We start from the raw sequence: 22,743 nt of genomic DNA on the forward strand, positions 1-22,743 counted from the left end.
ACGCAATGCACGCGCCATAAGGGCTGCAAACTTGTTTGTTAACGTCATGAAAGCCTGCAGCTTTTCTGTTCTTTTCATTGCACACTACTTCTGCGGCAATGCAGCAAAGTTAGGCACGACAATCATCAGCAGTTAAGGGAGGATGTTACAACACCGACAACCACGGATAGCTTTCAGGCGCGTCCGTGACGATCAGAGAAGCGACCATGGTCCAAACGGAAACACGTCAGGTCGAAGCTCGGGACGTTAGGTCCACGGCAGCACCCATCCCGCTCAGCGAGATCGCGCTCACGGGAATCTTCGAAATATCAAAAATCCTGGCCGCGCCGACGCGGCTGGAAATCACCCTCGCCAACGTGGTCAACCTGCTGCAATCGTTCATGCAGATGCGCCATGGCGTGGTGTCGCTGCTGGCCGATGACGGCATTCCCGATCTCGCCGTCGGGGCCGGTTGGAGTGAAGGCAGCGATGAGCGCTACCGCGAGCGCCTGCCGCAGAAGGCGATCGACCAGATCGTCGCGACGGCCGTGCCGCTGATTGCGGAGAACGTCGCCGATCATCCCGCCTTCAGCGCCGCCGACGCGGTCACGCTCGGCGCCGGCGCCGACGTCCGCGTGTCGTTCCTCGGCGTTCCCATCCGCATCGATCAGCGCGTCGTCGGCACGTTGACGATCGATCGCGTCTGGGACGGTCGTGCCGTGTTCCGGCTCGATTCCGACGTCCGCTTCCTGACCATGGTCGCCAATCTGATTGGCCAGACCATCAAGCTGCATCGCGTCGTCGCGCGGGATCGTGAGCGGCTGATGGCGGAAAGTCATCGGCTGCAGAAGGAGCTGCTCGAGCTGAAGCCGGCGCCGAGCAAGGGCAAGAAGGTGCTGGTGGACGGCATCGTCGGCGACAGCCCGGCGCTGCGCGCGCTGCTGGAGAAGATCAACGTCGTCGCCAAGTCGAATGCGCCGGTGCTGCTGCGTGGCGAATCCGGCACCGGCAAGGAGCTGGTGGCCAAGGCGATCCACGAATTGTCGAACCGCGCCAAGCGTCCCTTCATCAAGATCAACTGCGCGGCGCTGCCGGAAACGGTGCTGGAGTCGGAGCTGTTCGGCCACGAGAAGGGCGCCTTCACCGGCGCGATCAATGCGCGCAAGGGCCGCTTCGAACTGGCCGACAAGGGCACCTTGTTCCTCGACGAGATCGGCGAGATCTCGCCGGCGTTCCAGGCCAAGCTGTTGCGCGTGCTGCAGGAGCAGGAGTTCGAGCGCGTTGGCGGCAACCAGACGATCAAGGTCGACGTGCGCATCGTCACCGCGACCAACCGCAATCTCGAAGAGGCAGTCACGCGCAACGAGTTCCGCGCCGATCTCTACTACCGGATCAGCGTCGTGCCGATCAAGCTGCCGCCGCTGCGCGAGCGCCGCAGCGACATTCCGCAGCTGGCCCGCGAGTTCCTGCGCCGCTTCAATTGCGAGAACGAGCGCGACCTCACCTTCGACGTCAGCGCCATCGAGGTGCTGATGCATTGCGGCTTTCCGGGCAATGTGCGTGAGCTGGAGAACTGCGTGCAGCGGACCGCGACCATGGCGACGGGCTCGGCGATCGGCATGGACGACTTCGCCTGCAGCCGCAACGAGTGCATGTCGGCGATCCTGTGGAAGGGCAACACCGTGACGCCGCCGCCGCCGCGCGGCCAGCCGATGGTGCCGCTGCCGATCCTGCCGCGCTCTTCGGCGCCGATCGAAGCGCCGGCCGAATTGCCGGCAGCCGAGGCTGATGATGGCGACTTCAATGAGGCGATGGACGGCGGCCCCGTACCCGGGCGCGACCGCATCATCCAGGCGATGGAGCGCTCCGGCTGGGTCCAGGCCAAGGCCGCCCGCCTGCTCGGCCTCACCCCGCGCCAGATCGGCTACGCGCTGAAGAAGCACAACATCGAAGTCAAGCGGTTCTGAGCGGGCTTGGCGCGAAGTGTTTCGGAAGGGCGCGCCGATGGTGCGCCCTTTTGTTTGAACTTTGCTTTGACACTCCGGCGTTGCTCCACTCTCCTCCGTCATTCCGGGGCGGCGCGCAAAGCGCGACGAGCCCGGAATCCATTTGACTGCGCGTTCTGCCGGTCGATGGATTCCGGGCTCGTGCTGCGCACGCCCCGGAATGACGGAGGAGAGACGGGCGAGCATCTCGACCACTGCAGTCAAGGAGAGCGTGCCCATCTCCATCGCCTGCAGAGTCCCGCCCTGATGACACGCCCCGTCTCCCTGTCGCACTTGCGACATGCTGTCGGGAGAGCGACAGCTGACCGCGATCCGCGAGTTTAGAATCTTCCTTAGAAATCAAACAAATGCGCTCTGGCACGGGGCTTGAAAGATAGCGCTCGAATGACATCGCTCGATGTCGCTGAAGCGCGGGGAGATCAGCATGGCCTACAAGATCATCGCCTCACAATGCACGGTCTGCGGGGCCTGCGAGTTCGAATGCCCGAACGCGGCCATTCGGCTGAAGAACGACATGTACATCATCGATCCGAAGAAGTGCACGGAGTGCGAAGGCCACTTCGACGCGCCGCAATGTGCTGCCGTCTGTCCGGTGCCGGACACCTGCGTGCCCGCCTGACGCGGGCACCTCGTCTTTGAGCCTTGGAAGCGGAGTGAGAGATGGCAGCGGTTCAGGAGACGATTGATCGCGTCAAGGACATCGACGTCGATCAATATCGTTACGGGTTCGAGACACAGATCGAATCCGAGAAGGCTCCAAAGGGGCTGTCGGAAGACACGATCCGCTTCATCTCGGCCAAGAAGAACGAGCCGGCCTGGATGCTCGAATGGCGGCTGGAGGCGTATCGCCGCTGGCTGACCATGACCGAGCCGACCTGGGCGCGCGTCGGCTATCCGAAGATCGACTATCAGGATCTCTATTACTATTCGGCGCCGAAGCCGAAGAAGAAGGTCGCCTCGCTCGACGAGATCGATCCGGAGATTCTCAAGACCTATGAGAAGCTCGGCATTCCCCTGCGCGAGGTCGAGATCCTCGAAGGTGTCGAGCGTCCCGCAGCGGTCGTCGAGACCGAGGACGGCGAGGTGGCTGCGCCGCGCACCAAGATCGCGGTCGATGCCGTGTTCGACTCGGTGTCGGTGGCGACGACCTTCAAGGAGGAGCTGAAGAAGGCCGGCGTGATCTTCATGCCGATCTCCGAGGCGCTGCGCGAGCATCCCGACCTGGTGCAGAAATATCTCGGCACGGTGGTGCCGACCACCGACAACTATTTCGCGACGCTCAACTCGGCGGTGTTCTCCGACGGCTCGTTCGTCTACGTGCCGCCGGGCGTGCGCTGCCCGATGGAGCTGTCGACCTATTTCCGCATCAACGAGCGCAACACCGGCCAGTTCGAGCGCACGCTGATCATCGCCGACAAGGGCGCCTACGTGTCCTATCTCGAGGGCTGCACCGCGCCGCAGCGCGACGAGAACCAGCTGCACGCCGCCGTGGTCGAACTCGTCGCGCTCGATGATGCCGAGATCAAATATTCGACGGTGCAGAACTGGTATCCCGGCAATTCCGAGGGCGTCGGCGGTATCTACAATTTCGTCACCAAGCGTGGCGACTGCCGTGGCACGAATTCGAAGATCTCCTGGACGCAGGTCGAGACCGGATCGGCGATCACCTGGAAGTATCCGAGCTGCATCCTGCGCGGCGACAATTCCAGCGGCGAATTCTACTCGATCGCGATCTCCAACGGCTTCCAGCAGGTTGATAGCGGCACCAAGATGATCCATCTCGGCAAGAACACGTCGAGCCGGATCATCTCCAAGGGCATCGCGGCCGGCAAGTCGCAGAACACCTATCGCGGCCTGGTCAGCGCCCACCGCAAGGCCTCCGGCGCCCGCAACTTCACCGCCTGCGACTCGCTGCTGATCGGCGACAAATGCGGCGCGCATACCGTGCCCTATATCGAGGCCAAGAACTCCTCGGCGGTGTTCGAGCACGAGGCGACGACGTCGAAGATCTCCGAGGACGTGCTGTTCTACTGCATCCAGCGCGGTCTTTCCCAGGAAGAAGCTGTCGGTCTCGTCGTCAACGGCTTCGTCAAGGATGTACTGCAGCAACTGCCGATGGAATTCGCGGTCGAGGCGCAGAAGCTGATCTCGATCAGCCTCGAAGGATCGGTCGGATAAGGACGTCGCGCGCGGCGACATGATGAAGGAGTGTTCGATGACGGCCTTGCTCGAAATCAAGGGGCTCCATGCCGAGATCTCCGGTGGTCGCAAGATCATCCAGGGCCTGGACCTGACCGTGAACAAGGGCGAGATCCACGCCATCATGGGCCCGAACGGCGCCGGCAAGTCGACCTTGTCCTATGTGCTCGCCGGCAAGCCGGGCTACGAGATCACGGCGGGCGAGGTCTATCTCAACGGCGAGGACCTGCTGGCGATGGAGGCCTGCGAGCGGGCCGCCAAGGGCGTGTTCCTCGCCTTCCAATACCCGCTGGAAATCCCGGGTGTCGCGACGCTGACCTTCCTGCGCGCCGCCTTCAACGCCCAGCGCAAGGCGCGCGGCGAAGAGGAGTTGTCCTCGCCGGACCTGATCAAGCGCGTGCGCGAGATCGCCAAGACCCTGAACATCGACTCCGAGATGCTGAAGCGGCCGCTCAATGTCGGCTTCTCCGGCGGCGAAAAGAAGCGCAACGAGACGCTGCAGATGGCGCTGCTGCAGCCGTCGCTCTGCGTGCTCGACGAGACCGATTCGGGCCTCGACATCGACGCGCTGAAGGTGGTCGCCAACGGCGTCAATGCGCTGCGCTCGGCCGAGCGCGGCATGATCGTGATCACGCACTACCAGCGGCTGCTCGACTACATCGTGCCGGACATCGTCCACGTTTTCGCGGCGGGCCGCATCGTCCGCACCGGGACTGCTGATCTCGCACGCGAGCTAGAGGCGACCGGCTACGCGCAGTATCAGAGCGAAGCGGCGTAAGGGGCAGGGCATGGGCGTCGCGATCCGCAAGACCAAGGCCGAGCTCGGACTGGCCGATTTGTACCAGGGCGCCCGGCGTTACCTCCCGGGCGGCGAGGAGATCACGGCGGTGCGTGCCGCCGCGTTCGACCGCTTCAACGCGGTCGGCCTGCCGCACCGGCGCGTCGAGGCCTGGCGCTACACCGATCTGCGCACGCAGATGAAGGAAGCCAAGCGGCTGGCGTCACTGCCCGACGATGCCGCCAAGGCCAGGGCGCGCGAGGCCAAGGACCTGTTCGCCGGCGCGGGCTTCCGCAAGCTCGTCATCGTCGACGGCGCCTTCGTGGCCGAGCTGTCGGATCTCGCCGATCTCGAGCCCGGTCTCACCATCCAGCCGATGTCGGACGCGCTGGCCGCCGACAAGCCGCTGCTGTCGCAGCGTCTTGGCCCCGTGGTCCCCGACGACGATCCGGCGCTGGCGCTCAACACCGCGCTGGCCGCCAATGGCGTCGTCATTCTCGTCGCGCCGGGGACGGCGCTCGGCCGTCCGATCCATGTCGCCTTCGTCACGACCAACTGGGTCGCGACCTCGATGTTCACCCGCTCGCTGGTCAATATCGGCGCCGGCGCCAGCGCCACCATCGTCGAATCGCATCAGGGGCCTGACGGCAGCGAGTACCAGGTCAACACCGCGATGCAGCTCGTCGTCGGCGACGAGGCGCGGATCGATCACATCAAGGTGGTCGGCGAGGGCAGCAGCGCGCTGCACATCGGCTCGCTGCTCGCCAACATCGGCGCGCGGGCGACCTTCAACCAGCTCGGCTTCGTGGCCGGCGGCAGCCTGGTGCGCAACCAGCTGTTTGTGCATGTCGCGGGCGAGGGCACTATCGCCGACATCCGTGGCGGCTCGCTGCTGTCGGGCACGCAGCATGCCGACACGACGCTTTCGATCGAGCACGCTGCCGAGAACTGCCAGAGCCGCGAGACGTTCAAGGCGGTGGTCGGCGACACCGCGCGCGCGGTGTTCCAGGGCAAGATCACGGTCAGCCCCGGCGCGCAGAAGACCGATGCCAAGATGATGTCGCGGGCGCTGCTGCTGTCCGACGAGGCCGAAGCCTGCTCGAAGCCGGAGCTCGAGATCTTCGCCGACGATGTGCAATGCGGCCACGGCACCACGACCGGCGCGATCGACGACGAGCTGCTGTTCTACCTGATGGCGCGCGGCATCCCGCCGGCAGAGGCGAAGGCGCTGCTCATCCAGGCCTTCATCGGTGAGATCATCGACGGCGCGGCCAATGAGAGCGTGCGGGCGGCGCTGACGGAGGCGATGCTGGGCTGGCTCGGACGACGGGAGTAGATGATGCATGCAGCGGTGCAGGGGAGCGGCTACGATGTCGGCCGCATCCGGACGGATTTTCCCATCCTTGGCATGCAGGTCCACGGCAAGCCGCTGGTCTATCTCGACAACGCCGCCTCGGCGCAGAAGCCGCAGGCCGTGCTCGACCGGATGAACCAGGTCTACACCTCCGAATACGCCAACGTGCATCGCGGCCTGCACTATCTCGCCAACGCCGCCACCGAGGCCTATGAGGGCGCCCGCGCCAAGGTGGCGTCGTTCCTCAATGCCGAAAGCCCCGAGCAGATCATCTTCACCCGCGGCGCCACCGAGGCGGTCAATCTGGTTGCGCAGACCTTCGGCCGCGAGCGGATCGGGCCGGGCGACGAGATCGTGCTCTCGATCATGGAGCACCACGCCAACATCATTCCCTGGCATTTCCTCAGGGAGCGTCAGGGCGCCGTGATCAAATGGGCGCCCGTCGACGACGACGGCAACTTCCTGCTGGACGAGTTCGAAAAGCTGCTGACGCCGCGCACCAAGATGGTGGCGATGACGCAGATGTCGAACGTCCTCGGCACCGTCGTCCCGGTCAAGGAGGTCATCGGCATCGCGCATGCCCGCGGCATTCCGGTGCTGATCGATGGCTCGCAGGCCGCCGTGCACATGGAGGTCGACGTGCGCGATCTCGATGCCGATTTCTACTGCATCACCGGCCACAAGATTTACGGCCCGACCGGGATCGGCGCGCTCTACGGCAAGCGCGAGCTGCTGGCATCCATGCCGCCGTTCAACGGCGGTGGCGAGATGATCCGCGAGGTCGCGCGCGACTGGGTCACCTATGGCGATCCGCCGCACCGGTTCGAAGCGGGCACGCCGCCGATCGTCGAAGCCGCCGGGCTGGGCGCCGCGATCGACTACGTCGCCTCGATCGGCAAGCAGCGCATCGCCGCGCATGAGCATGATCTCGTGGTGTACGCCACCGAGCAGCTGCGCGAGATCAATTCGCTGCGCATCATCGGCAACGCCGCCGACAAGGGCGCCATCGTCTCGTTCGAGATGCAGGGCGCCCACGCCCACGACTTCGCCACCGTCATCGACCGCTCCGGCGTCGCCGTCCGCGCCGGCACCCACTGCGCCATGCCGCTGCTGGAACGTTTCGGCGTCACCGCGACCTGCCGGGCGTCATTCGCGATGTACAACACGCGGGAAGAGGTGGATGTGCTGGTCCGCGCGCTGAAGAAGGCGCAGGAGTTCTTCGCGTAAAGGCGGATTGCTGGCGGCAACGTTACGAAGAAGCGATGCCGATGAATGAGCCCTCTCCCCCAAAGCGAAGCGGAGCTTCGCCAGGGTGGGAGAGGGCTACACTGCTATCAGCTCCGGACTCGCTGGGGTGAGGGGTTGCCTCCGCGAGTCACAACCGTCTGAGTATGCCGAGAGAACCCCTCACCCGGCGCGCCTTCGCTGCGCTCATGCGCGCCACCCTCTCCCACAAGGGGAGAGGGTGCACCGAGTTTGCCGTGCCACACGGGCCTAATCGAACAAATCAAACCTACGCCGCCGCGACCATCGCCGCCTGCGCATCGGCCTTGATCCGCCCCACCATCGAGCGGAAGCCGTTGGAGCGCTGCGGGGTCAGATGCTCGCGCAGGCCCAGCTTCTCGAACAGCGCGATCGGGTCTGCCGCCAGGATCTCGGGCGCGGTGCGGCCGGAGACCATCGCGAGCAGGATCGCGACCAGGCCGCGCACGATGTGCGCGTCGCTGTCGCCGATGAAATCGAGCACCGGGGCCGCGCTGCCGCGCCGGACCGTTGTCGCGACCCAGACCTGGCTGGTACAGCCCTGGACCTTGTTGCCGTCGTTGCGATCGGCATCTGGCAGGGGCGTCAGGCCGCGACCGAGCTCGATGACGTAGCGGTAGCGATCGTCCCAGTCGTCGAGCAGGGCGAAGTTCTCGACAATGTCCTCGATATCCGGATTGGCCGGCGCCGCGCCCTGGGCCATCTTCAACATGCTCTTCTCCTCATATCTGCTGACCTCGACGATCAGGGCGACAGGGGCGCCAAGCCCTGATCCGTTCCGCGCCGCGCCAGCACCGACTCCACTGCGTGTGTGACGCCGTCGAAGGTAATCGGCTTGGCGATGATGGCTTCGGCGCCCTGGCGGAGACCCGCCAGCGCAAGCGGCGACCTGGTGGATCCCGCAACGACGATGATGCCGGCCTGGTTCAGCTTCCGCGCCAACATGCCGACCGTCTCCGCACCGGCGTCCTCGAGGATGCTGCTCCCGACCAGCACGGCATCGGGCGTCGCCCGCGCGGCCTTGCTGAGCGCATCGGCCGTCTCCGCGAAGGTGAAGGTCTCGTGACGCTCACTGAGGATGTAGCCGAGCGCCGATCGGACGACCTGATCAGCTTCAATGACAAAGATGCACGTCTTGCCCGACATCGAAGGACTCCTGCTGCCCGTCTGCGAACGGGTTTGATCTACATCAAGCAAACTCCATACCGCCGCCTGTCGCGGGCCTCACGCAGGCGCTTGCCGAGCGTCAATCGCCGGAGCGCCGGTGGGGAGAGCGATGCCATGTGTCGTTTCGGACAGCACGGCGCGGAAGCGTCGGGTGAAAAACCCCGATGTCGGGTTTGCAACAGGGTGCAGTCTACTGCCGAGCTTGACCGCATCTCTTTCAAAACATGGCCTTTTTAACGATTCCAAAGCTCTGGCACAGCCGTTGCAAAACTCTGTTCAGGCAATGGTTGAGGGCTGAGTGCACGCCGACGCTTCGGACGAGCGATGCTCTCCTTCCCAATAACCCGTCTGCCGGTTCTGGAGAGAGGACGCGGTCTCGTCATGCAAGGCGCATGCGGGACATTGGCAATCGGTTGATGGAGAGCAGAATGTCATCACTTCGACAAATCGCATTTTACGGCAAAGGCGGCATCGGCAAATCGACGACGTCGCAGAACACGCTCGCGGCGCTCGCCGAGATGGGTCATCGGATCCTGATCGTCGGCTGCGACCCCAAGGCGGATTCGACCCGCCTGATCCTGCACGCCAAGGCGCAGGACACCATTCTCAGCCTGGCCGCTGCCGCGGGCAGCGTCGAGGACCTCGAGATCGAAGAGGTCATGAAGGTCGGCTATCGCGACATCCGTTGCGTCGAGTCCGGCGGTCCGGAACCGGGCGTCGGCTGCGCCGGCCGCGGCGTCATCACCTCAATCAACTTCCTGGAAGAGAACGGCGCCTATGAGGACATCGACTACGTGTCCTACGACGTGCTCGGCGACGTGGTCTGCGGTGGCTTCGCGATGCCGATCCGCGAGAACAAGGCGCAGGAGATCTACATCGTGATGTCCGGCGAGATGATGGCGATGTATGCCGCCAACAACATCTCCAAGGGCATTCTGAAGTATGCGAACTCCGGCGGCGTGCGCCTCGGCGGCCTGGTCTGCAACGAGCGCCAGACCGACAAGGAGCTCGAGCTGGCGGAAGCTCTGGCGAAGAAGCTCGGCACCCAGCTGATCTACTTCGTGCCGCGCGACAACATCGTGCAGCACGCCGAGCTGCGCCGCATGACCGTGCTGGAATATGCGCCCGACTCCGTCCAGGCCGGCCACTACCGCTCGTTGGCGCAGAAGATCCACGTCAACGCCGGCAAGGGCATCATCCCGACGCCGATCACGATGGACGAGCTCGAGGACATGCTGATGGAGCACGGCATCATGAAGGCGGTCGACGAGAGCCAGATCGGCAAGACCGCCGCCGATCTCGCCGCCACGGCTTAAAGCGTCACCGGTCATCCGGCCCGTCATGTTCGACGGGCCGGGCGATCTCCGCAACCGATCATCGAGGAAAACCAGATGAGCGTTACCGAGAAACAAAGCGTTGCCGAGATCAAGGCACGCAACAAGGAACTGATCGCCGAGGTCCTGAAGGTCTATCCGGAAAAGACCGCCAAGCGCCGCGCCAAGCATCTCAACGTGCATGAGAACGGCAAGTCGGACTGCGGCGTCAAGTCGAACATCAAGTCGATTCCCGGCGTCATGACCATCCGTGGCTGCGCCTATGCCGGCTCGAAGGGCGTGGTGTGGGGCCCGATCAAGGACATGATCCACATCAGCCATGGCCCGGTCGGCTGCGGCCAGTACTCCTGGGCAGCGCGCCGCAACTACTACATCGGCACGACCGGCATCGACACCTTCGTGACGATGCAGTTCACCTCCGATTTCCAGGAGAAGGACATCGTGTTCGGCGGCGACAAGAAGCTCGCCAAGATCATGGACGAGATCCAGGAGCTGTTCCCGCTGAACAACGGCATCACCGTGCAGTCGGAATGCCCGATCGGCCTGATCGGCGACGACATCGAGGCCGTCTCCAAGGTCAAGTCCAAGGAGTATGACGGCAAGACCATCGTCCCCGTTCGCTGCGAGGGCTTCCGCGGTGTCTCCCAGTCGCTCGGCCACCATATCGCCAACGACGCGATCCGGGATTGGGTGTTCGACAAGCTGCCGGCCGATGCCGCGCCGCGCTTCGAGCCGTCGGATTACGACGTCGCGATCATCGGCGACTACAACATCGGCGGCGACGCCTGGTCGTCGCGCATCCTGCTCGAGGAGATGGGCCTGCGCGTGATCGCCCAGTGGTCGGGCGACGGCTCGCTGGCCGAGCTCGAGGCGACGCCGAAGGCGAAGCTCAACGTGCTGCATTGCTATCGCTCGATGAACTATATCTCGCGGCACATGGAAGAGAAGTTCGGTATTCCGTGGTGCGAGTACAACTTCTTCGGGCCGAGCAAGATCGCCGAATCGCTGCGCAAGATCGCCAGCTATTTCGACGACAAGATCAAGGAAGGTGCCGAGCGCGTCATCGCCAAGTACCAGCCCTTGATGGACGCCGTGATCGCCAAGTACCGGCCGCGCCTCGAAGGCAAGACCGTGATGCTGTTCGTCGGCGGCCTGCGTCCGCGCCACGTGATCGGCGCCTACGAGGACCTCGGCATGGAAGTCGTCGGCACCGGCTACGAGTTCGGCCACAATGACGACTATCAGCGCACTGCCCAGCATTACGTCAAGGACGGCACGCTGATCTATGACGACGTGACCGGCTACGAGTTCGAGAAGTTCGTCGAAAAGGTCCAGCCGGACCTCGTCGGCTCGGGCATCAAGGAAAAGTACGTGTTCCAGAAGATGGGCGTGCCGTTCCGCCAGATGCACTCCTGGGACTACTCGGGCCCGTACCATGGCTATGACGGGTTCGCGATCTTCGCCCGCGACATGGACATGGCGATCAACTCGCCGGTCTGGAAGATGACCAAGGCGCCCTGGAAGCAGGCGCCGCAGCCGCTGCTCCAGGCGGCCGAGTAACCACGACCACCCACGGCCTGGCTCTCCTTCGGCGGAGAGCCAGCGCTCCCTGATCGACACAGGAACATAGAGAGGGTTATTCCCATGACACAGTCTGCCGAACATGTGCTCGATCACTTCGAGCTCTTCCGTGGTCCCGAATACCAGCAGATGCTGGCCAACAAGAAGAAGATGTTCGAGAATCCGCGCGATCCCGCGGACGTCGAGCGTATCCGCGAATGGGCGAAGACGCCTGAATATCGCGAGAAGAATTTCGCCCGCGAGGCGCTGACCGTCAATCCGGCCAAGGCCTGCCAGCCGCTCGGCGCCGTGTTCGTCGCCGTCGGCTTCGAGAAGACGCTGCCGTTCGTGCACGGCTCGCAGGGCTGCGTGGCCTACTATCGCAGCCATCTGTCGCGCCACTTCAAGGAGCCGAGCTCCTGCGTGTCGTCGTCGATGACCGAGGACGCAGCCGTGTTCGGCGGCCTCAACAACATGATCGACGGCCTCGCCAACGCCTACAACATGTACAAGCCGAAGATGATCGCGGTCTCGACCACCTGCATGGCGGAAGTCATCGGTGACGACCTCAACGCCTTCATCAAGACGTCGAAGGAAAAGGGCTCGGTTCCGGCCGAGTACGACGTTCCCTTCGCCCACACGCCCGCCTTCGTCGGCAGCCACGTTACCGGCTACGACAACGCGATGAAGGGCATTCTCGATCACTTCTGGGACGGCAAGGCCGGCACCGCGCCGAAGCTGGAGCGCGTTCCCAACGAGAAGATCAACTTCATCGGCGGCTTCGACGGCTACACCGTCGGCAACATCCGCGAGGTCAAGCACATCTTCGAGGAGATGGGGATCGAATACACGATCCTCGGCGACAACTCGAACGTGTTCGACACCCCGACCGACGGCGAGTTCCGCATGTATGACGGCGGCACGACGCTGGAGGATGCTGCCAACGCCGTGCACGCCAAGGCGACGATCTCGATGCAGCACTATTGCACCGAGAAGACGCTGCCGTTCATCAAGAACCATGGCCAGGAAGTCGTCTCGTTCCACCATCCCGTAGGCGTGTCCGGCACCGATGCCTTCGTGATGGCGCTGTCGCGCATTTCGGGCAAGGAGATCCCGGAATCGCTGGCTCTCGAGCGTGGCCGCCTGGTCGACGCGATCGCCGACTCCAGCGCGCACATCCACGGCAAGAAGTTCGCAATCTACGGCGATCCGGATCTCTGCCTGGGCCTCGCGTCGTTCCTGCTCGAGCTCGGCGCCGAGCCGACCCATGTGCTCGCCACCAACGGCAACAAGGAGTGGGCCGAACGGGTGCAGGCGGTGTTCGATGCGTCGCCGTTTGGCAAGAACTGCCACGTGTATCCCGGCAAGGATCTCTGGCACATGCGCTCGCTGCTGTTCACCGAGCCGGTCGATTTCTTGATCGGCAACACCTACGGCAAGTATCTCGAGCGCGACACCGGCACGCCGCTGATCCGCATCGGCTTCCCGATCTTCGATCGCCACCACAAGCACCGTTACCCGGTGTGGGGCTATCAGGGCGGCATGAACGTGCTGGTCACGATCCTCGACAAGATCTTCGACGAGATCGACCGTAACACCAACGTGCCGGCCAAGTCGGACTACAGCTTCGACATCATTCGCTAAATACGGCGCGCGGCGGTCCCTCAAGGTCCGCCGCGCTTTGCTCTGGACGATGAGGCTCACGGGAAGGCTGAAAAGGCCGGAGCCTCCTCTTCTCAAAAGACGCGCAGAAGGTCCGCCAACAGGAGAAGCCGATGAGCTCGCTGTCTGCCACGATCCAGAACGTCTTCAACGAGCCTGGCTGCGGCAAGAACGCCAACAAGTCCGAGGCCGAGCGCAAGAAGGGCTGCACCAAGCAGCTGCAGCCGGGCGGCGCGGCCGGCGGCTGCGCCTTCGACGGCGCCAAGGTCGCCCTGCAGCCGCTGACGGACGTCGCGCATCTCGTGCACGGGCCGATCGCCTGCGAAGGCAATTCCTGGGACAACCGCGGTGCGGCCTCGTCGGGCTCGCAGATCTGGCGCACCGGTTTCACCACCGATATCAACGAGACCGACGTCGTGTTTGGCGGTGAGAAGCGCCTGTACAAGGCGATCAAGGAAATCATCGAGAAGTACGATCCGCCGGCGGTCTTCGTCTACCAGACCTGCGTGCCGGCCATGACCGGCGACGACATCAACGCGGTCTGTAAGGCGGCTTCCGCGAAGTTCGGAAAGCCGTGCATTCCGGTCAATTCGCCAGGCTTCGTCGGGCCGAAGAACCTCGGCAACAAGCTTGCCGGCGAGGCGCTGCTCGACCACGTCATCGGCACGGTCGAGCCGGAGGTGACGACGCCCTACGACCTCAACATCATCGGCGAATACAACCTCTCCGGCGAGCTCTGGCAGGTCAAGCCGCTGTTCGACGAGCTCGGCATCCGCATTTCCGCCTGCATCTCCGGCGATGGCCGCTACAAGGACGTCGCGTCGTCGCATCGCGCCCGCGCGGCGATGATGGTGTGCTCCAAGGCGATGATCAACGTCGCCCGCAAGATGGAGGAGCGCTACGGCATTCCGTTCTTCGAGGGCTCGTTCTACGGCATCCAGGATTCCTCGGACTCGCTGCGCGAGATCGCGCGTCTCCTGGTTGAGCGCGGCGCGCCGGCGGATCTGCTGGACCGCACCGAGGCCGTGATCGCGCGCGAGGAGGCCAAGGCGTGGGCGGCGATCGAACCGTTCAAGAAGCGCCTCACCGGCAAGAAGGTGCTGCTGATCACCGGCGGCGTGAAGTCGTGGTCGGTGGTGGCGGCTCTGCAGGAGGCCGGCATGGAGCTGGTCGGCACCTCCGTCAAGAAGTCCACCAAGGAGGACAAGGAGCGCATCAAGGAGCTGATGGGCCAGGACGCCCACATGATCGACGATATGGCGCCGCGCGAGATGTACAAGATGCTCAAGGACGCCAAGGCCGACATCATGCTGTCGGGCGGCAAATCGCAATTCGTGGCGCTGAAGGCGGCGATGCCTTGGCTCGACATCAACCAGGAGCGCTCGCACGCCTTCATGGGCTATATCGGCATGGTCAAGCTGGTCGCCGAGATCGACAAGGCGATCTACAACCCGATGTGGGAGCAGCTGCGCAAGCGCGCGCCCTGGGAGACCGCGAGCAACAATTGGCAGGCCAAGGCGATCGCGCAGGCCAATGCCGAAGCCGCGGCGCTCGCCGCCGATCCCGTCGCCGCGGAAGCCGCGCGGCGGGCCAAGAAGATCTGCCACTGCAAGTCGGTCGACCTCGGCACCATCGAGGATGCGATCAAGACCCATGGCCTGACCGACGTCGCCGGCGTCCGCACCCATACCAACGCCTCGGGCGGCTGCGGCGCATGTGCCGCACGGGTCGAGGACATCCTGGCGGCGCAGAAGGCGCCGGCCGAGTTGCTACAGGCGGCGGAGTAGGGCGGCGCACATGGCCAAGGTCACCATCGGAAAGAAGGCCTGTGCGGTCAACCCGCTGAAGATGAGCCAGCCGATCGGCGGCTCGTTCGCCTTCCTCGGCCTGCGCGGCGCGATGCCGCTGCTGCACGGCTCGCAGGGCTGCACCTCGTTCGGCTTGACGCTGTTCGTGCGCCACTTCAAGGAAGCGGTGCCGATGCAGACGACGGCGATGAGCGAGGTCGCCACCGTGCTCGGCGGCTACGAGAATGTCGAGCAGGCAATCCTCAACATCCACAAGCGACAAAAGCCGGAGATCATCGGCATCTGCTCCACCGGCGTCACCGAGACCAAGGGCGACGACGTCGACGGCTATATCCGGCTGATCCGCGAGAAGCATCCGGAACTCGCCAACTATCCGCTGGTCTATGTCTCGACGCCGGACTTCAAGGACGCGTTCCAGGACGGCTGGGACAAGACGGTCGCCAAGATGGTCGAGGTGCTCGTCGACAAGCCGATCTCGACGCGCCGCGATCCTGTCAGGGTCAACGTGCTGCCCGGCTGCCATCTGACACCGGGCGATATCGAGGAACTGAGGACGATCTTCGAGGACTTCGGCCTGGAGCCATCGTTCCTGCCGGATATCGGCGGCTCGCTCGACGGTCACATCCCCGACGAGTTCACGCCGACCACCATCGGCGGCATCGGGCTGGAAGAGATCGCGGTCATGGGCAGCGCGTCGTGGACGATCGCGATAGGCGCGCAGATGAAGCGCGCGGCGGAGACGATGCAGGCCAGGACGGGTGTGCCGTACCGGCTGTTCGAGCGGCTCTGCGGCCTGCTGCCGAACGACGAGTTCATGACCTTCCTGAGCGAGATCTCGGGGCGTCCGGTGCCGGCGAAGTATCGCCGGCAGCGCGGCCAGCTCGCCGACGCCATGCTCGACGCGCATTTCCACATCGGCGGCCGCAAGCTTGCCATCGGCGCCGAGCCGGATCTCTTGTTCGACGTCGCCAGCATGCTGAACGACATGGGCGCCGAGATCTCCGTCGCCATCACCACCACGCAATCGCCGGTGCTCGAGCGCATGCCGTGCGAGGAGGTGCTGATCGGTGATCTCGAAGATCTGGAGAATCTCGCCAAGCAGCGCGACTGCGGGCTGATGATGACGCATTCGCATGGCCGCCAGGCCGCGGCGCGGCTGAAGATTCCGTTCTATCGGATCGGCTTCCCGATGTTCGACCGGCTGGGCGCTGGGCATCTGCTGACCGTCGGCTATCGCGGCACACGCGATCTGATCTTCGCCCTCGCCAATCTCATCATCGCCGATCGCGAGGACAACCATCAGCCGACACCCGGCACCTGGCTCGATCCCTGGAAAGACTTCCAGGGATCGACCGACCCCGCCGTCGTGGCGCCGCTGCATTGACGCTTGAGGAGAAAGGACCGACGACATGAAAGTCGCATTCGCTACCCAGGATCTGAAACGCGTCGACGCCCATTTCGGCTGGGCCAAGAACATCGCGATCTACGATCTCGATCCCGAGGGTTATCGCTTCGTCGAGACGGTCGAGTTCGACGGCGACCTCAAGGAAGACGGCAACGAGGACAAGCTGGCGCCGAAGATCGAGGCGATCAAGGATTGCGCGATCCTCTATGTCGCCGCCATCGGCGGCTCCGGCGCGGCGCGCGTCGTCGCCAACAACATCCACCCGATGAAGGTCAGCCAGCCCGAGGAGATCACCGATCTGCTCGGCAAGCTGCAGGCGGTATTGGCGGGCACGCCGCCGCCGTGGCTGCGCAAGGCGCTGGCCAAGGGCCAGGAACGCGCGCTCGATTTCGAGGAATGAGGAAACCATCATGTCGGATACCGCAGTCGTAGAAGACGTCGTCCCCGCCGAGCAGCGGCCCTTCGTCAAGGAGCTGATCAAGGTCTGGCGCGCCCAGGACACCCATGGCGCCTGGGAGGGCAAGAAGGACATCGACCTGCTCGAGCCCTACATCCTGGACAAGGAGAAGCGGCGGGCGTTGCCGATCATCGGCGACCCCGATCCGGAGACGATCTGGCGGCTGGAGCTGTTCTTCAACGCGATCGCGCTGTCGATCGAGAAGGCCACCGGCGTGATGATCTCGCCGATGCTGAAGATGAGCCACGAGGGTTTTGGCCGCATGGTGCTGATCGGCGGCCGGCTGATCGTGGTCAACAAGCAGCTGCGCGACGTGCATCGCTTCGGCTTCGACAATCTCGGCAAGCTGGCCGACGAGGGCGACAAGTTCGTCAAGGCCGGCGTCGAGATGATCGAGAAGTTCAAGGACGTCGCGAATTACTGAACGGCAAGGATGAGAGAGATGAGCGACCTGGACACCCTGAAGGCCGAGATCAAGAAGCTGTCGGCGCGCGCCATGGATGCCAAGATGAACCTGCACGACCTGTCGGAGGAGCTGCCCATCAACTGGGACCAGATCCTGCCGACGGCGCAGAAGGCTCACGAGGCGTTCGCCGAGCTGGAGAAGAAGCGGGCCGAGCTGAAGAAGCTCGAAGCCGCGTGAACCCGTAGGACCCGTCATCATGTCCAATTCAACCCGCGACGGCCGCGATTGGCGGCCGGACTATCTGGTCGCGATCAATCCCGAGAAATGCATCGGTTGCGGTCGCTGCTACAAGGTGTGTGGCCGCGAGGTCATGACCCTGAAGGGCATCAACGACGAGGGCGAGTTCGTCGAGCTCGACGACGACGAGGATGACGAGGTCGAGAAGAAGATCATGGTGATGAACGACACCGGCGCCTGCATCGGCTGCGGTGCCTGCGCCCGGGTCTGCCCCACCAACTGCCAGACTCATTCGCCGGCGGCGTGAGACTGTCGAGCGTGCGGCCATGGTGCGGATGGAGGCAAAGTTCACGATCGGCCAGGTGACCCGGCACCGCGTCTACGATCTGCGCGGTGTCGTGTTCGACGTCGACCTGTCGTTCTCCGAGGAGGAGGGCTGGCGGGCGATCACCATGGACAAGCGGCTCGACCGGAAGCAGCCGTTCTATTACCTGCTCGCCGAGAGCGGCGACAGCAGCTATATCGCCTACGTGCCGGAGCAGAACCTGGTGGCGGACGTCTCGGGGGAGCCGGTGAAGCATCCGGATATCGGCGAGCTGTTCGACGTCGACGACGGCGGCAGCTACCACTACCGCGGGCGGATTTTTCAGTAGAAGGCCGCATGTGCGCTTCAGCGTCATTGCGAGGAGCCGCAGGCGACGAAGCAATCAGAGCCCCGCGCGCTACCTTGGATCGCGTCGCTGCGCTCGCGATGACGGGCAGCAGTCCGTAGGGTGGGCAAAGGCGCCTGGGCGGTCTCACAATCAGGAGCTTGGTGTATCGCGCCGTGCCCACCGCCCATCCATGCGTGCGGAACGACCTTGGTGGGCACGCCATCGGACGCCGCTTCGCCTCGCCGCTGGCTTTGCCCACCCTACATTCTTTCCCGCCGATCCACTGCCGCCATATGACAAGCTCGGTCCATCCACGCGTCATTCCGGGGCATCGCGCAGCGATGAGCCCGGAATCCATAACCACGACCGATTGTTGTTTTCTGAGGTGAGCGCCACGGACATCTCGCACCTCATAACCGCTCGTGGCTATGGATTCCGGGCTCGCGGCTCACGCGCGCCCCGGAATGACGGCGGAGGGAGATGGGGCCAATCCGAACGAGGAGGGCCTACTCGATTCCCTGTTCCCTTGCCTTCCACATCGCGGCGATCCGGAAACGCTCGTTGATCGCGGCGGGGGTGGCGAGGATCTCGGCCTGGGCCGTGGCGAAGGCACCCTCGACGATCGCAGCTTCTTCCTTCGTCAGGGTGATGCGGCCGGCCATGTGGGTGGCGTCGGGTGCGGCCTCCCAGATCTTGCGCCGGTTCGGATGCAGCTTCACCTCGACCAGTTCGAACGCCTCGAGTTCGCCGTCGAGACAGATCGCGAGGCCGATCACCTCGACCTTGCGGCCGTCCTGTGTGGTCTTGACCAGGGTCTTTGCCATGCTCGTACTCCCGTCGTTGCTATCAGCTGGATCACGCCGCCGCGGCCGTATCGTCGAACTGGCTCCACTCCGCCCACGAGCCGTCATAGACGGCGGCATCGGGGACGCCCAGCCGGTACAGCGCCAGCGCCAGCATGCAGGAGGTGATGCCCGAGGCGCAGGTGGAGACGATCGGCTTGCCGAGATCGACGCCGGCGGCTGTGAAGCGCGCGGCGAGCGCGTCGGGCGCCATCAAGACGCCGGTGTCGGGATCGACCAGATCGGCCCAGGGCAGGTTGATCGCGCCGGGGATGTGGCCCTGGCGCTTGAAGGTGAAGACATCCGGCTGCGTGCCATCGAACTTGCCGGGACCGCGGGCGTCGACCAGTTGCGCGCTGGTCTGCGCCAGCCGCTGTACATCGGCCAGCGTCGCGACCAGGTTGGGCCGGAAGCTCGCCGTGAAGCTCGCCGGCGCCGGACGAACCGGCGTCATCTCCGCCGGCTTCTTCTCCTTGGTCCATTTGCCGAAGCCGCCGTCGAGCAGGGCGACATTATCATGCCCGAACACGCGGAACATCCACCACACGCGCCCCGCGGCCGAGCCGCCATAATGGCGGTCATAGACGACCACGCGATCGGCATTGCTGATGCCGAGCAGCCCGACCTTGTGAGCGAAGTCCTCGGCCGTCGGCAGCATGTGCGGCAGCGGGCTGGTCTTGTCGGCAACCTGGTCGATGTCGAAATGCACCGAGCCGGGCAGGTGCCGGCCGCGATATTGGGTGCGACCATCCAGGTTGGTGCTCGGATGGTGCCAGGTGCAGTCGAGGATCTTGATGTCCGGATCGGACAGGTGTTGCGCCAGCCATTCGGAGCTGACCAGGGCGTCAGAGAAGTCCGTGCTCATGCATGCGCTCGCGATTGTGATTGGGTCAATCTGACTGACGCGCGCGCGCGTCAGAGCGTCTTCGGCATCGCATAGCCGGGGCGCGGATGGCTGTCGTAATATTCCGGACGCTCCGGCCAGCCGCCATCGGCGATGATCTTGAATGTCGCCACCGTCACCGGCGCGCCGGGTGAGCACGACACTTCGGTAAACTTGATCTCTCGCTCGCCGGGGCCTGCGGAGAAATCGGCGACCGTGGTGCCGTCGGCCTTGCGTGCCCGTGCGAAGCCGGGCGTACCGACGGTAGCCGCAGGCACCGCGGCAGCGACGAAGTTCGGCTGCTCCAGCCCATCCACCGCAGGGCCGAAGGCGGGCGTGCCGAAGGTGAAGGTCGCGAGCACGCCGCTGCGGTCGACCGCCTTGTCGGCGGTGGTCGGACGCGCCACCGAGTAGACCGTCAGCGTGCCGCCGTCCAAAGCGGCCTTGATGTCGTCGAGCGAGCTTTCGACGAAGTCCAGTGTCACGTTCATGTCGATCTCCTTACAAAGGCGCGTTTGCAGGAGAAATTTTCAAGTTCTGTGCCAGTCTCTCGCAAGAGCGAGAACGAAGGCGCGGCGGCCGAGTTGCGCGAATCTTGCAACGTGATCCCTCAGCGAGCCGACCGCTGCTTTAGCTGTGCTGACAGCGGCGATGTCGGACATGCGCCAGACATCGATGAGGCCTGACATGACGACCGACGTCGCCTACGCCATCTGCAGCTTCAACGACATCCCGAGCCGCCGCGCCATGGGCTTCCAGCTCATGGTCGTGGCCGAGGACGGCAGCCACCGCCCATGGCCGATCTTCATCGTGCGCTGGGGCAAGCAGGTGTTCGGCTATCTGAACATGTGCCCGCACGACAAGGTCAATCTCGACTGGGAGCGCAACCAGTTCCTGGACGGCAACGGCCTGCGCATCCTCTGCGGCAAGCACGGCTCGCTGTTCGAGATCGGCACCGGGATGTGTGTCGACGGCCCGTGCAAGGGCGAAAGCCTGACGCCGGTGGCACTGACCGTGCTCGATGGCGACATCTGCGTGACCGGCGTGACCCTGGTCGAAGATGATGAGGAAGATGAAGAGACCGGCCTGCAGTGTGAGGAAGGCTGAGATCTCACACGAAGTCCCGACGCGAGAGTCGGGACTTCACCTTGCGTGTGAAGGCAAGACCGCGCTCAGACCGGCCGGTTCTCGTTGCGGTTCTTGACCGGCTCCATCTTGGCCAGTGCATCCGCATACGCGATGAACTCGTAGGTCTCGCTGAACTTCTTGGCCGCATCGAGCACGTAGTCGAGCTTGCCGGCGGTGTCGAGCTTCTTGATATCGTTCTTGTCGATGCTCAGGAGATCCATCATCTCCTTCCAGACCGTGGATTCGTCGCAGGGCAGGACATAGAACGTCACGTCGCCCATCTTGATGCGGTACTTCGCCAAGAGGTCGATGTTGTTGCAGAACATGAAGTAGCTGCCATCCGGCTTCAGCAGGTCCTTCAGCACTTCAACCGCGGTCTCGAGATAGGCGAGCGAGTGAATGTAGCCGACGAGCACCGGAATGGTCGCCTCGCCGTCGTTCACGATCGTCAGCACCTGCTCGACCGAGAAATCCGGCGGCCGCTTCTCGTCCGCGACCTGGGTCTGGAACTTCAGCGCGATGTCGCCGCGGAAGCCGAACCGGCCGGGCTTGGTGGTCGGCGCCTTCAGCACGGCGTTGAGCAGCCGGCCTTCCTTGTCGAGCTGCGCGAGCGCCGTTGTCTCGATCGCAACCGTTTTCTCCAATGTCGTCATCAGCAATCCCCTCGCATGGTGTCATGAGCCGTCTCGCCGCACGGCGAGGTCATGAGGCGGTGATGCAAATTGTCTGCCGATGTGCATGGCGCGTTGATTTGCCTGCGCTTTCGTTCGGCTCCTCGGGGCATTGTCGGATTTCCGCCGCGACACCCGGCGAGCCGGTTCGTGGCGGAGCGAAAGCGGCCCTGTCGGAAAGCCGACACGCGTCGGAAACGCCACAGCGACATTGCTGAAAGTCGTGTCATTTCAGCCCATTGCCGCATGGCACGAGACTTGCGAGCCACGTTCGCAACAGTCGAATGGGAAAGGCCGGAAGATGATCAACCTGACCGATAGTGCCGTCAATGCGGTTCGCAACGCGATCACGACCTCCGACAAGCCGGTCGACGGCCTCAGGATCATGGTCGAAGCCGGCGGCTGCGCCGGACTGAAATACAACATGGGCCTCGTCAGCGGCAGCGAGCCGGAGGACACCGTGATCGAGCGCGAGGGCGTGCGCGTGCTCGTCGACCACAAGAGCTTGGAATATCTCGAGGGTACGACGATCGACTTCGTCATCGCGCTGGAAGGCTCCGGCTTCACCTTCGAGAATCCGAACGCGAAGTCGAGCTGTGGCTGCGGCAAGTCGTTCGCCTGATCCCCTCGCTTCATCCAACACGAGAGAACTGATATCATGCTGGTCGAATCCCAGGGCATCGTCGAAGCGCCGGCTCAGATGAGCGAGCGCGAGCGCATCATCCGGGCCGTGATCGAGGAGGTCCGTCCGAACCTCAAGCGCGACGGCGGCGATTGCGAGCTCGTCGAGATCGACGGCAACAAGATCATGGTCAAGCTCGCTGGCGCCTGCATCTTCTGCAAGCTCGCCAGCGCGACCTTGGAGGGCATCCAGGCCCGCATGATCGAGAAGCTCGGTGAGTTCGTCCGTCTCGTTCCGGTCGCCGGCGCACCCAAGGCGCGGCATTAAGG

The 22,743-nt window shown here is 64.1% G+C and carries 25 protein-coding genes; 19 read left to right on the forward strand and 6 right to left on the reverse strand.

Annotated elements, in window-relative coordinates:
- The first annotated feature begins 206 nt into the window (after positions 1-206).
- The 6 genes from nifA to ACQR1I_RS08105 all read left to right on the forward strand — a co-directional run bounded on the left by nifA (position 207) and on the right by ACQR1I_RS08105 (position 7,543).
- On the forward strand, positions 207-1,946 hold the full coding sequence (gene nifA, locus ACQR1I_RS08080) for a nif-specific transcriptional activator NifA (protein WP_434868812.1): 1,740 nt from the start codon (positions 207-209) through the stop codon (positions 1,944-1,946).
- A gap of 463 nt (positions 1,947-2,409) precedes the next feature.
- A complete protein-coding gene (locus tag ACQR1I_RS08085) occupies positions 2,410-2,604 on the forward strand; it encodes a 4Fe-4S dicluster domain-containing protein (RefSeq protein ID WP_008961670.1) in 195 nt (64 codons plus the stop codon).
- Positions 2,605-2,645: 41 nt separating this feature from the next.
- Entirely contained in the window at positions 2,646-4,163 is a 1,518-nt protein-coding gene (gene sufB / locus ACQR1I_RS08090) for a Fe-S cluster assembly protein SufB (protein ID WP_434868811.1), read from the forward strand.
- Between the two features lie 37 nt (positions 4,164-4,200).
- On the forward strand, positions 4,201-4,962 hold the full coding sequence (sufC, locus tag ACQR1I_RS08095) for a Fe-S cluster assembly ATPase SufC (protein WP_434868810.1): 762 nt from the start codon (positions 4,201-4,203) through the stop codon (positions 4,960-4,962).
- A gap of 10 nt (positions 4,963-4,972) precedes the next feature.
- A complete protein-coding gene (gene sufD, locus ACQR1I_RS08100; RefSeq protein ID WP_434868809.1) occupies positions 4,973-6,298 on the forward strand; it encodes a Fe-S cluster assembly protein SufD in 1,326 nt (441 codons plus the stop codon).
- Positions 6,299-6,301: 3 nt separating this feature from the next.
- Complete coding sequence (locus ACQR1I_RS08105; RefSeq protein WP_434869103.1) at positions 6,302-7,543, forward strand: cysteine desulfurase; 1,242 nt, start codon at positions 6,302-6,304, stop codon at positions 7,541-7,543.
- Between the two features lie 286 nt (positions 7,544-7,829).
- Here the strand turns inward: ACQR1I_RS08105 and ACQR1I_RS08110 are convergent, their stop codons facing one another.
- The gene (locus tag ACQR1I_RS08110; protein ID WP_434868808.1) at positions 7,830-8,291 is read right to left on the reverse strand and encodes a SufE family protein; all 462 of its coding nucleotides are present in this window, start codon (positions 8,289-8,291) and stop codon (positions 7,830-7,832) included.
- Between the two features lie 32 nt (positions 8,292-8,323).
- Positions 8,324-8,725, reverse strand: coding sequence for a response regulator (locus tag ACQR1I_RS08115; protein WP_434868807.1), 402 nt, complete (start codon positions 8,723-8,725; stop codon positions 8,324-8,326).
- A gap of 449 nt (positions 8,726-9,174) precedes the next feature.
- On the opposite strand from ACQR1I_RS08115, the gene nifH reads away from it, so the two are divergent.
- From nifH to hspQ, 10 genes are all read left to right on the forward strand, one after another.
- Positions 9,175-10,062, forward strand: a complete 888-nt coding sequence (gene nifH / locus ACQR1I_RS08120) for a nitrogenase iron protein (RefSeq protein WP_315756203.1) — start codon at positions 9,175-9,177, stop codon at positions 10,060-10,062.
- Positions 10,063-10,137: 75 nt separating this feature from the next.
- Positions 10,138-11,640 (forward strand): nitrogenase molybdenum-iron protein alpha chain, encoded by a 1,503-nt coding sequence (nifD, locus tag ACQR1I_RS08125; protein WP_434871200.1) that lies wholly within the window; start codon positions 10,138-10,140, stop codon positions 11,638-11,640.
- Between the two features lie 84 nt (positions 11,641-11,724).
- Positions 11,725-13,284 (forward strand): nitrogenase molybdenum-iron protein subunit beta, encoded by a 1,560-nt coding sequence (gene nifK / locus ACQR1I_RS08130; RefSeq protein WP_434871199.1) that lies wholly within the window; start codon positions 11,725-11,727, stop codon positions 13,282-13,284.
- Between the two features lie 131 nt (positions 13,285-13,415).
- The gene (gene nifE, locus ACQR1I_RS08135) at positions 13,416-15,089 is read left to right on the forward strand and encodes a nitrogenase iron-molybdenum cofactor biosynthesis protein NifE (protein ID WP_434871198.1); all 1,674 of its coding nucleotides are present in this window, start codon (positions 13,416-13,418) and stop codon (positions 15,087-15,089) included.
- A gap of 10 nt (positions 15,090-15,099) precedes the next feature.
- Positions 15,100-16,494: a nitrogenase iron-molybdenum cofactor biosynthesis protein NifN gene (nifN, locus tag ACQR1I_RS08140; protein ID WP_434871197.1), complete on the forward strand. Its 1,395-nt coding sequence runs from the start codon at positions 15,100-15,102 to the stop codon at positions 16,492-16,494.
- Positions 16,495-16,519: 25 nt separating this feature from the next.
- The gene (gene nifX, locus ACQR1I_RS08145; protein WP_434888717.1) at positions 16,520-16,915 is read left to right on the forward strand and encodes a nitrogen fixation protein NifX; all 396 of its coding nucleotides are present in this window, start codon (positions 16,520-16,522) and stop codon (positions 16,913-16,915) included.
- 10 nt (positions 16,916-16,925) lie between these two features.
- Positions 16,926-17,396 carry a NifX-associated nitrogen fixation protein gene (locus ACQR1I_RS08150; protein ID WP_434871195.1) on the forward strand — a complete coding sequence of 157 codons (471 nt, stop codon included), beginning with the start codon at positions 16,926-16,928 and terminating at the stop codon, positions 17,394-17,396.
- An 18-nt stretch (positions 17,397-17,414) separates the two neighbouring features.
- Entirely contained in the window at positions 17,415-17,615 is a 201-nt protein-coding gene (locus tag ACQR1I_RS08155) for a CCE_0567 family metalloprotein (protein ID WP_006609662.1), read from the forward strand.
- A gap of 19 nt (positions 17,616-17,634) precedes the next feature.
- A complete protein-coding gene (fdxB, locus tag ACQR1I_RS08160; RefSeq protein ID WP_434871194.1) occupies positions 17,635-17,922 on the forward strand; it encodes a ferredoxin III, nif-specific in 288 nt (95 codons plus the stop codon).
- Positions 17,923-17,941: 19 nt separating this feature from the next.
- Positions 17,942-18,268 carry a heat shock protein HspQ gene (hspQ, locus tag ACQR1I_RS08165; RefSeq protein ID WP_434871193.1) on the forward strand — a complete coding sequence of 109 codons (327 nt, stop codon included), beginning with the start codon at positions 17,942-17,944 and terminating at the stop codon, positions 18,266-18,268.
- A 506-nt stretch (positions 18,269-18,774) separates the two neighbouring features.
- Here the strand turns inward: hspQ and ACQR1I_RS08170 are convergent.
- Genes ACQR1I_RS08170 through ACQR1I_RS08180 form a run of 3 tightly spaced genes read right to left on the reverse strand, consistent with a single transcriptional unit; the run spans position 18,775 to position 20,484 of the window.
- The gene (locus tag ACQR1I_RS08170) at positions 18,775-19,092 is read right to left on the reverse strand and encodes a hypothetical protein (protein ID WP_434871192.1); all 318 of its coding nucleotides are present in this window, start codon (positions 19,090-19,092) and stop codon (positions 18,775-18,777) included.
- 31 nt (positions 19,093-19,123) lie between these two features.
- Entirely contained in the window at positions 19,124-19,975 is an 852-nt protein-coding gene (locus ACQR1I_RS08175) for a sulfurtransferase (RefSeq protein WP_434871191.1), read from the reverse strand.
- A gap of 50 nt (positions 19,976-20,025) precedes the next feature.
- Positions 20,026-20,484, reverse strand: coding sequence for a hypothetical protein (locus ACQR1I_RS08180; RefSeq protein ID WP_434871190.1), 459 nt, complete (start codon positions 20,482-20,484; stop codon positions 20,026-20,028).
- 196 nt (positions 20,485-20,680) lie between these two features.
- Here ACQR1I_RS08180 and ACQR1I_RS08185 point away from each other — a divergent pair, with 196 nt between their 5' ends.
- The gene (locus ACQR1I_RS08185) at positions 20,681-21,100 is read left to right on the forward strand and encodes a Rieske (2Fe-2S) protein (RefSeq protein WP_434871189.1); all 420 of its coding nucleotides are present in this window, start codon (positions 20,681-20,683) and stop codon (positions 21,098-21,100) included.
- A gap of 65 nt (positions 21,101-21,165) precedes the next feature.
- On the opposite strand, the gene ACQR1I_RS08190 is transcribed toward ACQR1I_RS08185, so the two are convergent.
- Complete coding sequence (locus ACQR1I_RS08190; protein WP_434871188.1) at positions 21,166-21,774, reverse strand: hypothetical protein; 609 nt, start codon at positions 21,772-21,774, stop codon at positions 21,166-21,168.
- Positions 21,775-22,093: 319 nt separating this feature from the next.
- Between ACQR1I_RS08190 and ACQR1I_RS08195 the strand changes: the two genes are divergently transcribed.
- On the forward strand, positions 22,094-22,414 hold the full coding sequence (locus ACQR1I_RS08195) for a HesB/IscA family protein (protein WP_434871187.1): 321 nt from the start codon (positions 22,094-22,096) through the stop codon (positions 22,412-22,414).
- 36 nt (positions 22,415-22,450) lie between these two features.
- Positions 22,451-22,741, forward strand: a complete 291-nt coding sequence (locus tag ACQR1I_RS08200) for a NifU family protein (protein ID WP_434834915.1) — start codon at positions 22,451-22,453, stop codon at positions 22,739-22,741.
- Positions 22,742-22,743 lie beyond the last annotated feature (2 nt).

It is taken from the genome of Bradyrhizobium sp. HKCCYLS2038, assembly GCF_051167655.1.
In the GTDB taxonomy this organism is placed as follows: Bacteria; Pseudomonadota; Alphaproteobacteria; order Rhizobiales; family Xanthobacteraceae; genus Bradyrhizobium.

What these genes read in the sequence shown, in the direction of transcription:
- nifA (WP_434868812.1), top strand. Translation starts at nt 207, where the DNA reads ATGGTCCAAACGGAAACACGTCAGGTCGAAGCTCGGGACGTTAGGTCC.
- ACQR1I_RS08085 (WP_008961670.1), top strand. Translation starts at nt 2,410, where the DNA reads ATGGCCTACAAGATCATCGCCTCACAATGCACGGTCTGCGGGGCCTGC.
- sufB (WP_434868811.1), top strand. Translation starts at nt 2,646, where the DNA reads ATGGCAGCGGTTCAGGAGACGATTGATCGCGTCAAGGACATCGACGTC.
- sufC (WP_434868810.1), top strand. Translation starts at nt 4,201, where the DNA reads ATGACGGCCTTGCTCGAAATCAAGGGGCTCCATGCCGAGATCTCCGGT.
- sufD (WP_434868809.1), top strand. Translation starts at nt 4,973, where the DNA reads ATGGGCGTCGCGATCCGCAAGACCAAGGCCGAGCTCGGACTGGCCGAT.
- ACQR1I_RS08105 (WP_434869103.1), top strand. Translation starts at nt 6,302, where the DNA reads ATGCATGCAGCGGTGCAGGGGAGCGGCTACGATGTCGGCCGCATCCGG.
- ACQR1I_RS08110 (WP_434868808.1), bottom strand. Translation starts at nt 8,291, where the DNA reads ATGTTGAAGATGGCCCAGGGCGCGGCGCCGGCCAATCCGGATATCGAG.
- ACQR1I_RS08115 (WP_434868807.1), bottom strand. Translation starts at nt 8,725, where the DNA reads ATGTCGGGCAAGACGTGCATCTTTGTCATTGAAGCTGATCAGGTCGTC.
- nifH (WP_315756203.1), top strand. Translation starts at nt 9,175, where the DNA reads ATGTCATCACTTCGACAAATCGCATTTTACGGCAAAGGCGGCATCGGC.
- nifD (WP_434871200.1), top strand. Translation starts at nt 10,138, where the DNA reads ATGAGCGTTACCGAGAAACAAAGCGTTGCCGAGATCAAGGCACGCAAC.
- nifK (WP_434871199.1), top strand. Translation starts at nt 11,725, where the DNA reads ATGACACAGTCTGCCGAACATGTGCTCGATCACTTCGAGCTCTTCCGT.
- nifE (WP_434871198.1), top strand. Translation starts at nt 13,416, where the DNA reads ATGAGCTCGCTGTCTGCCACGATCCAGAACGTCTTCAACGAGCCTGGC.
- nifN (WP_434871197.1), top strand. Translation starts at nt 15,100, where the DNA reads ATGGCCAAGGTCACCATCGGAAAGAAGGCCTGTGCGGTCAACCCGCTG.
- nifX (WP_434888717.1), top strand. Translation starts at nt 16,520, where the DNA reads ATGAAAGTCGCATTCGCTACCCAGGATCTGAAACGCGTCGACGCCCAT.
- ACQR1I_RS08150 (WP_434871195.1), top strand. Translation starts at nt 16,926, where the DNA reads ATGTCGGATACCGCAGTCGTAGAAGACGTCGTCCCCGCCGAGCAGCGG.
- ACQR1I_RS08155 (WP_006609662.1), top strand. Translation starts at nt 17,415, where the DNA reads ATGAGCGACCTGGACACCCTGAAGGCCGAGATCAAGAAGCTGTCGGCG.
- fdxB (WP_434871194.1), top strand. Translation starts at nt 17,635, where the DNA reads ATGTCCAATTCAACCCGCGACGGCCGCGATTGGCGGCCGGACTATCTG.
- hspQ (WP_434871193.1), top strand. Translation starts at nt 17,942, where the DNA reads ATGGTGCGGATGGAGGCAAAGTTCACGATCGGCCAGGTGACCCGGCAC.
- ACQR1I_RS08170 (WP_434871192.1), bottom strand. Translation starts at nt 19,092, where the DNA reads ATGGCAAAGACCCTGGTCAAGACCACACAGGACGGCCGCAAGGTCGAG.
- ACQR1I_RS08175 (WP_434871191.1), bottom strand. Translation starts at nt 19,975, where the DNA reads ATGAGCACGGACTTCTCTGACGCCCTGGTCAGCTCCGAATGGCTGGCG.
- ACQR1I_RS08180 (WP_434871190.1), bottom strand. Translation starts at nt 20,484, where the DNA reads ATGAACGTGACACTGGACTTCGTCGAAAGCTCGCTCGACGACATCAAG.
- ACQR1I_RS08185 (WP_434871189.1), top strand. Translation starts at nt 20,681, where the DNA reads ATGACGACCGACGTCGCCTACGCCATCTGCAGCTTCAACGACATCCCG.
- ACQR1I_RS08190 (WP_434871188.1), bottom strand. Translation starts at nt 21,774, where the DNA reads ATGACGACATTGGAGAAAACGGTTGCGATCGAGACAACGGCGCTCGCG.
- ACQR1I_RS08195 (WP_434871187.1), top strand. Translation starts at nt 22,094, where the DNA reads ATGATCAACCTGACCGATAGTGCCGTCAATGCGGTTCGCAACGCGATC.
- ACQR1I_RS08200 (WP_434834915.1), top strand. Translation starts at nt 22,451, where the DNA reads ATGCTGGTCGAATCCCAGGGCATCGTCGAAGCGCCGGCTCAGATGAGC.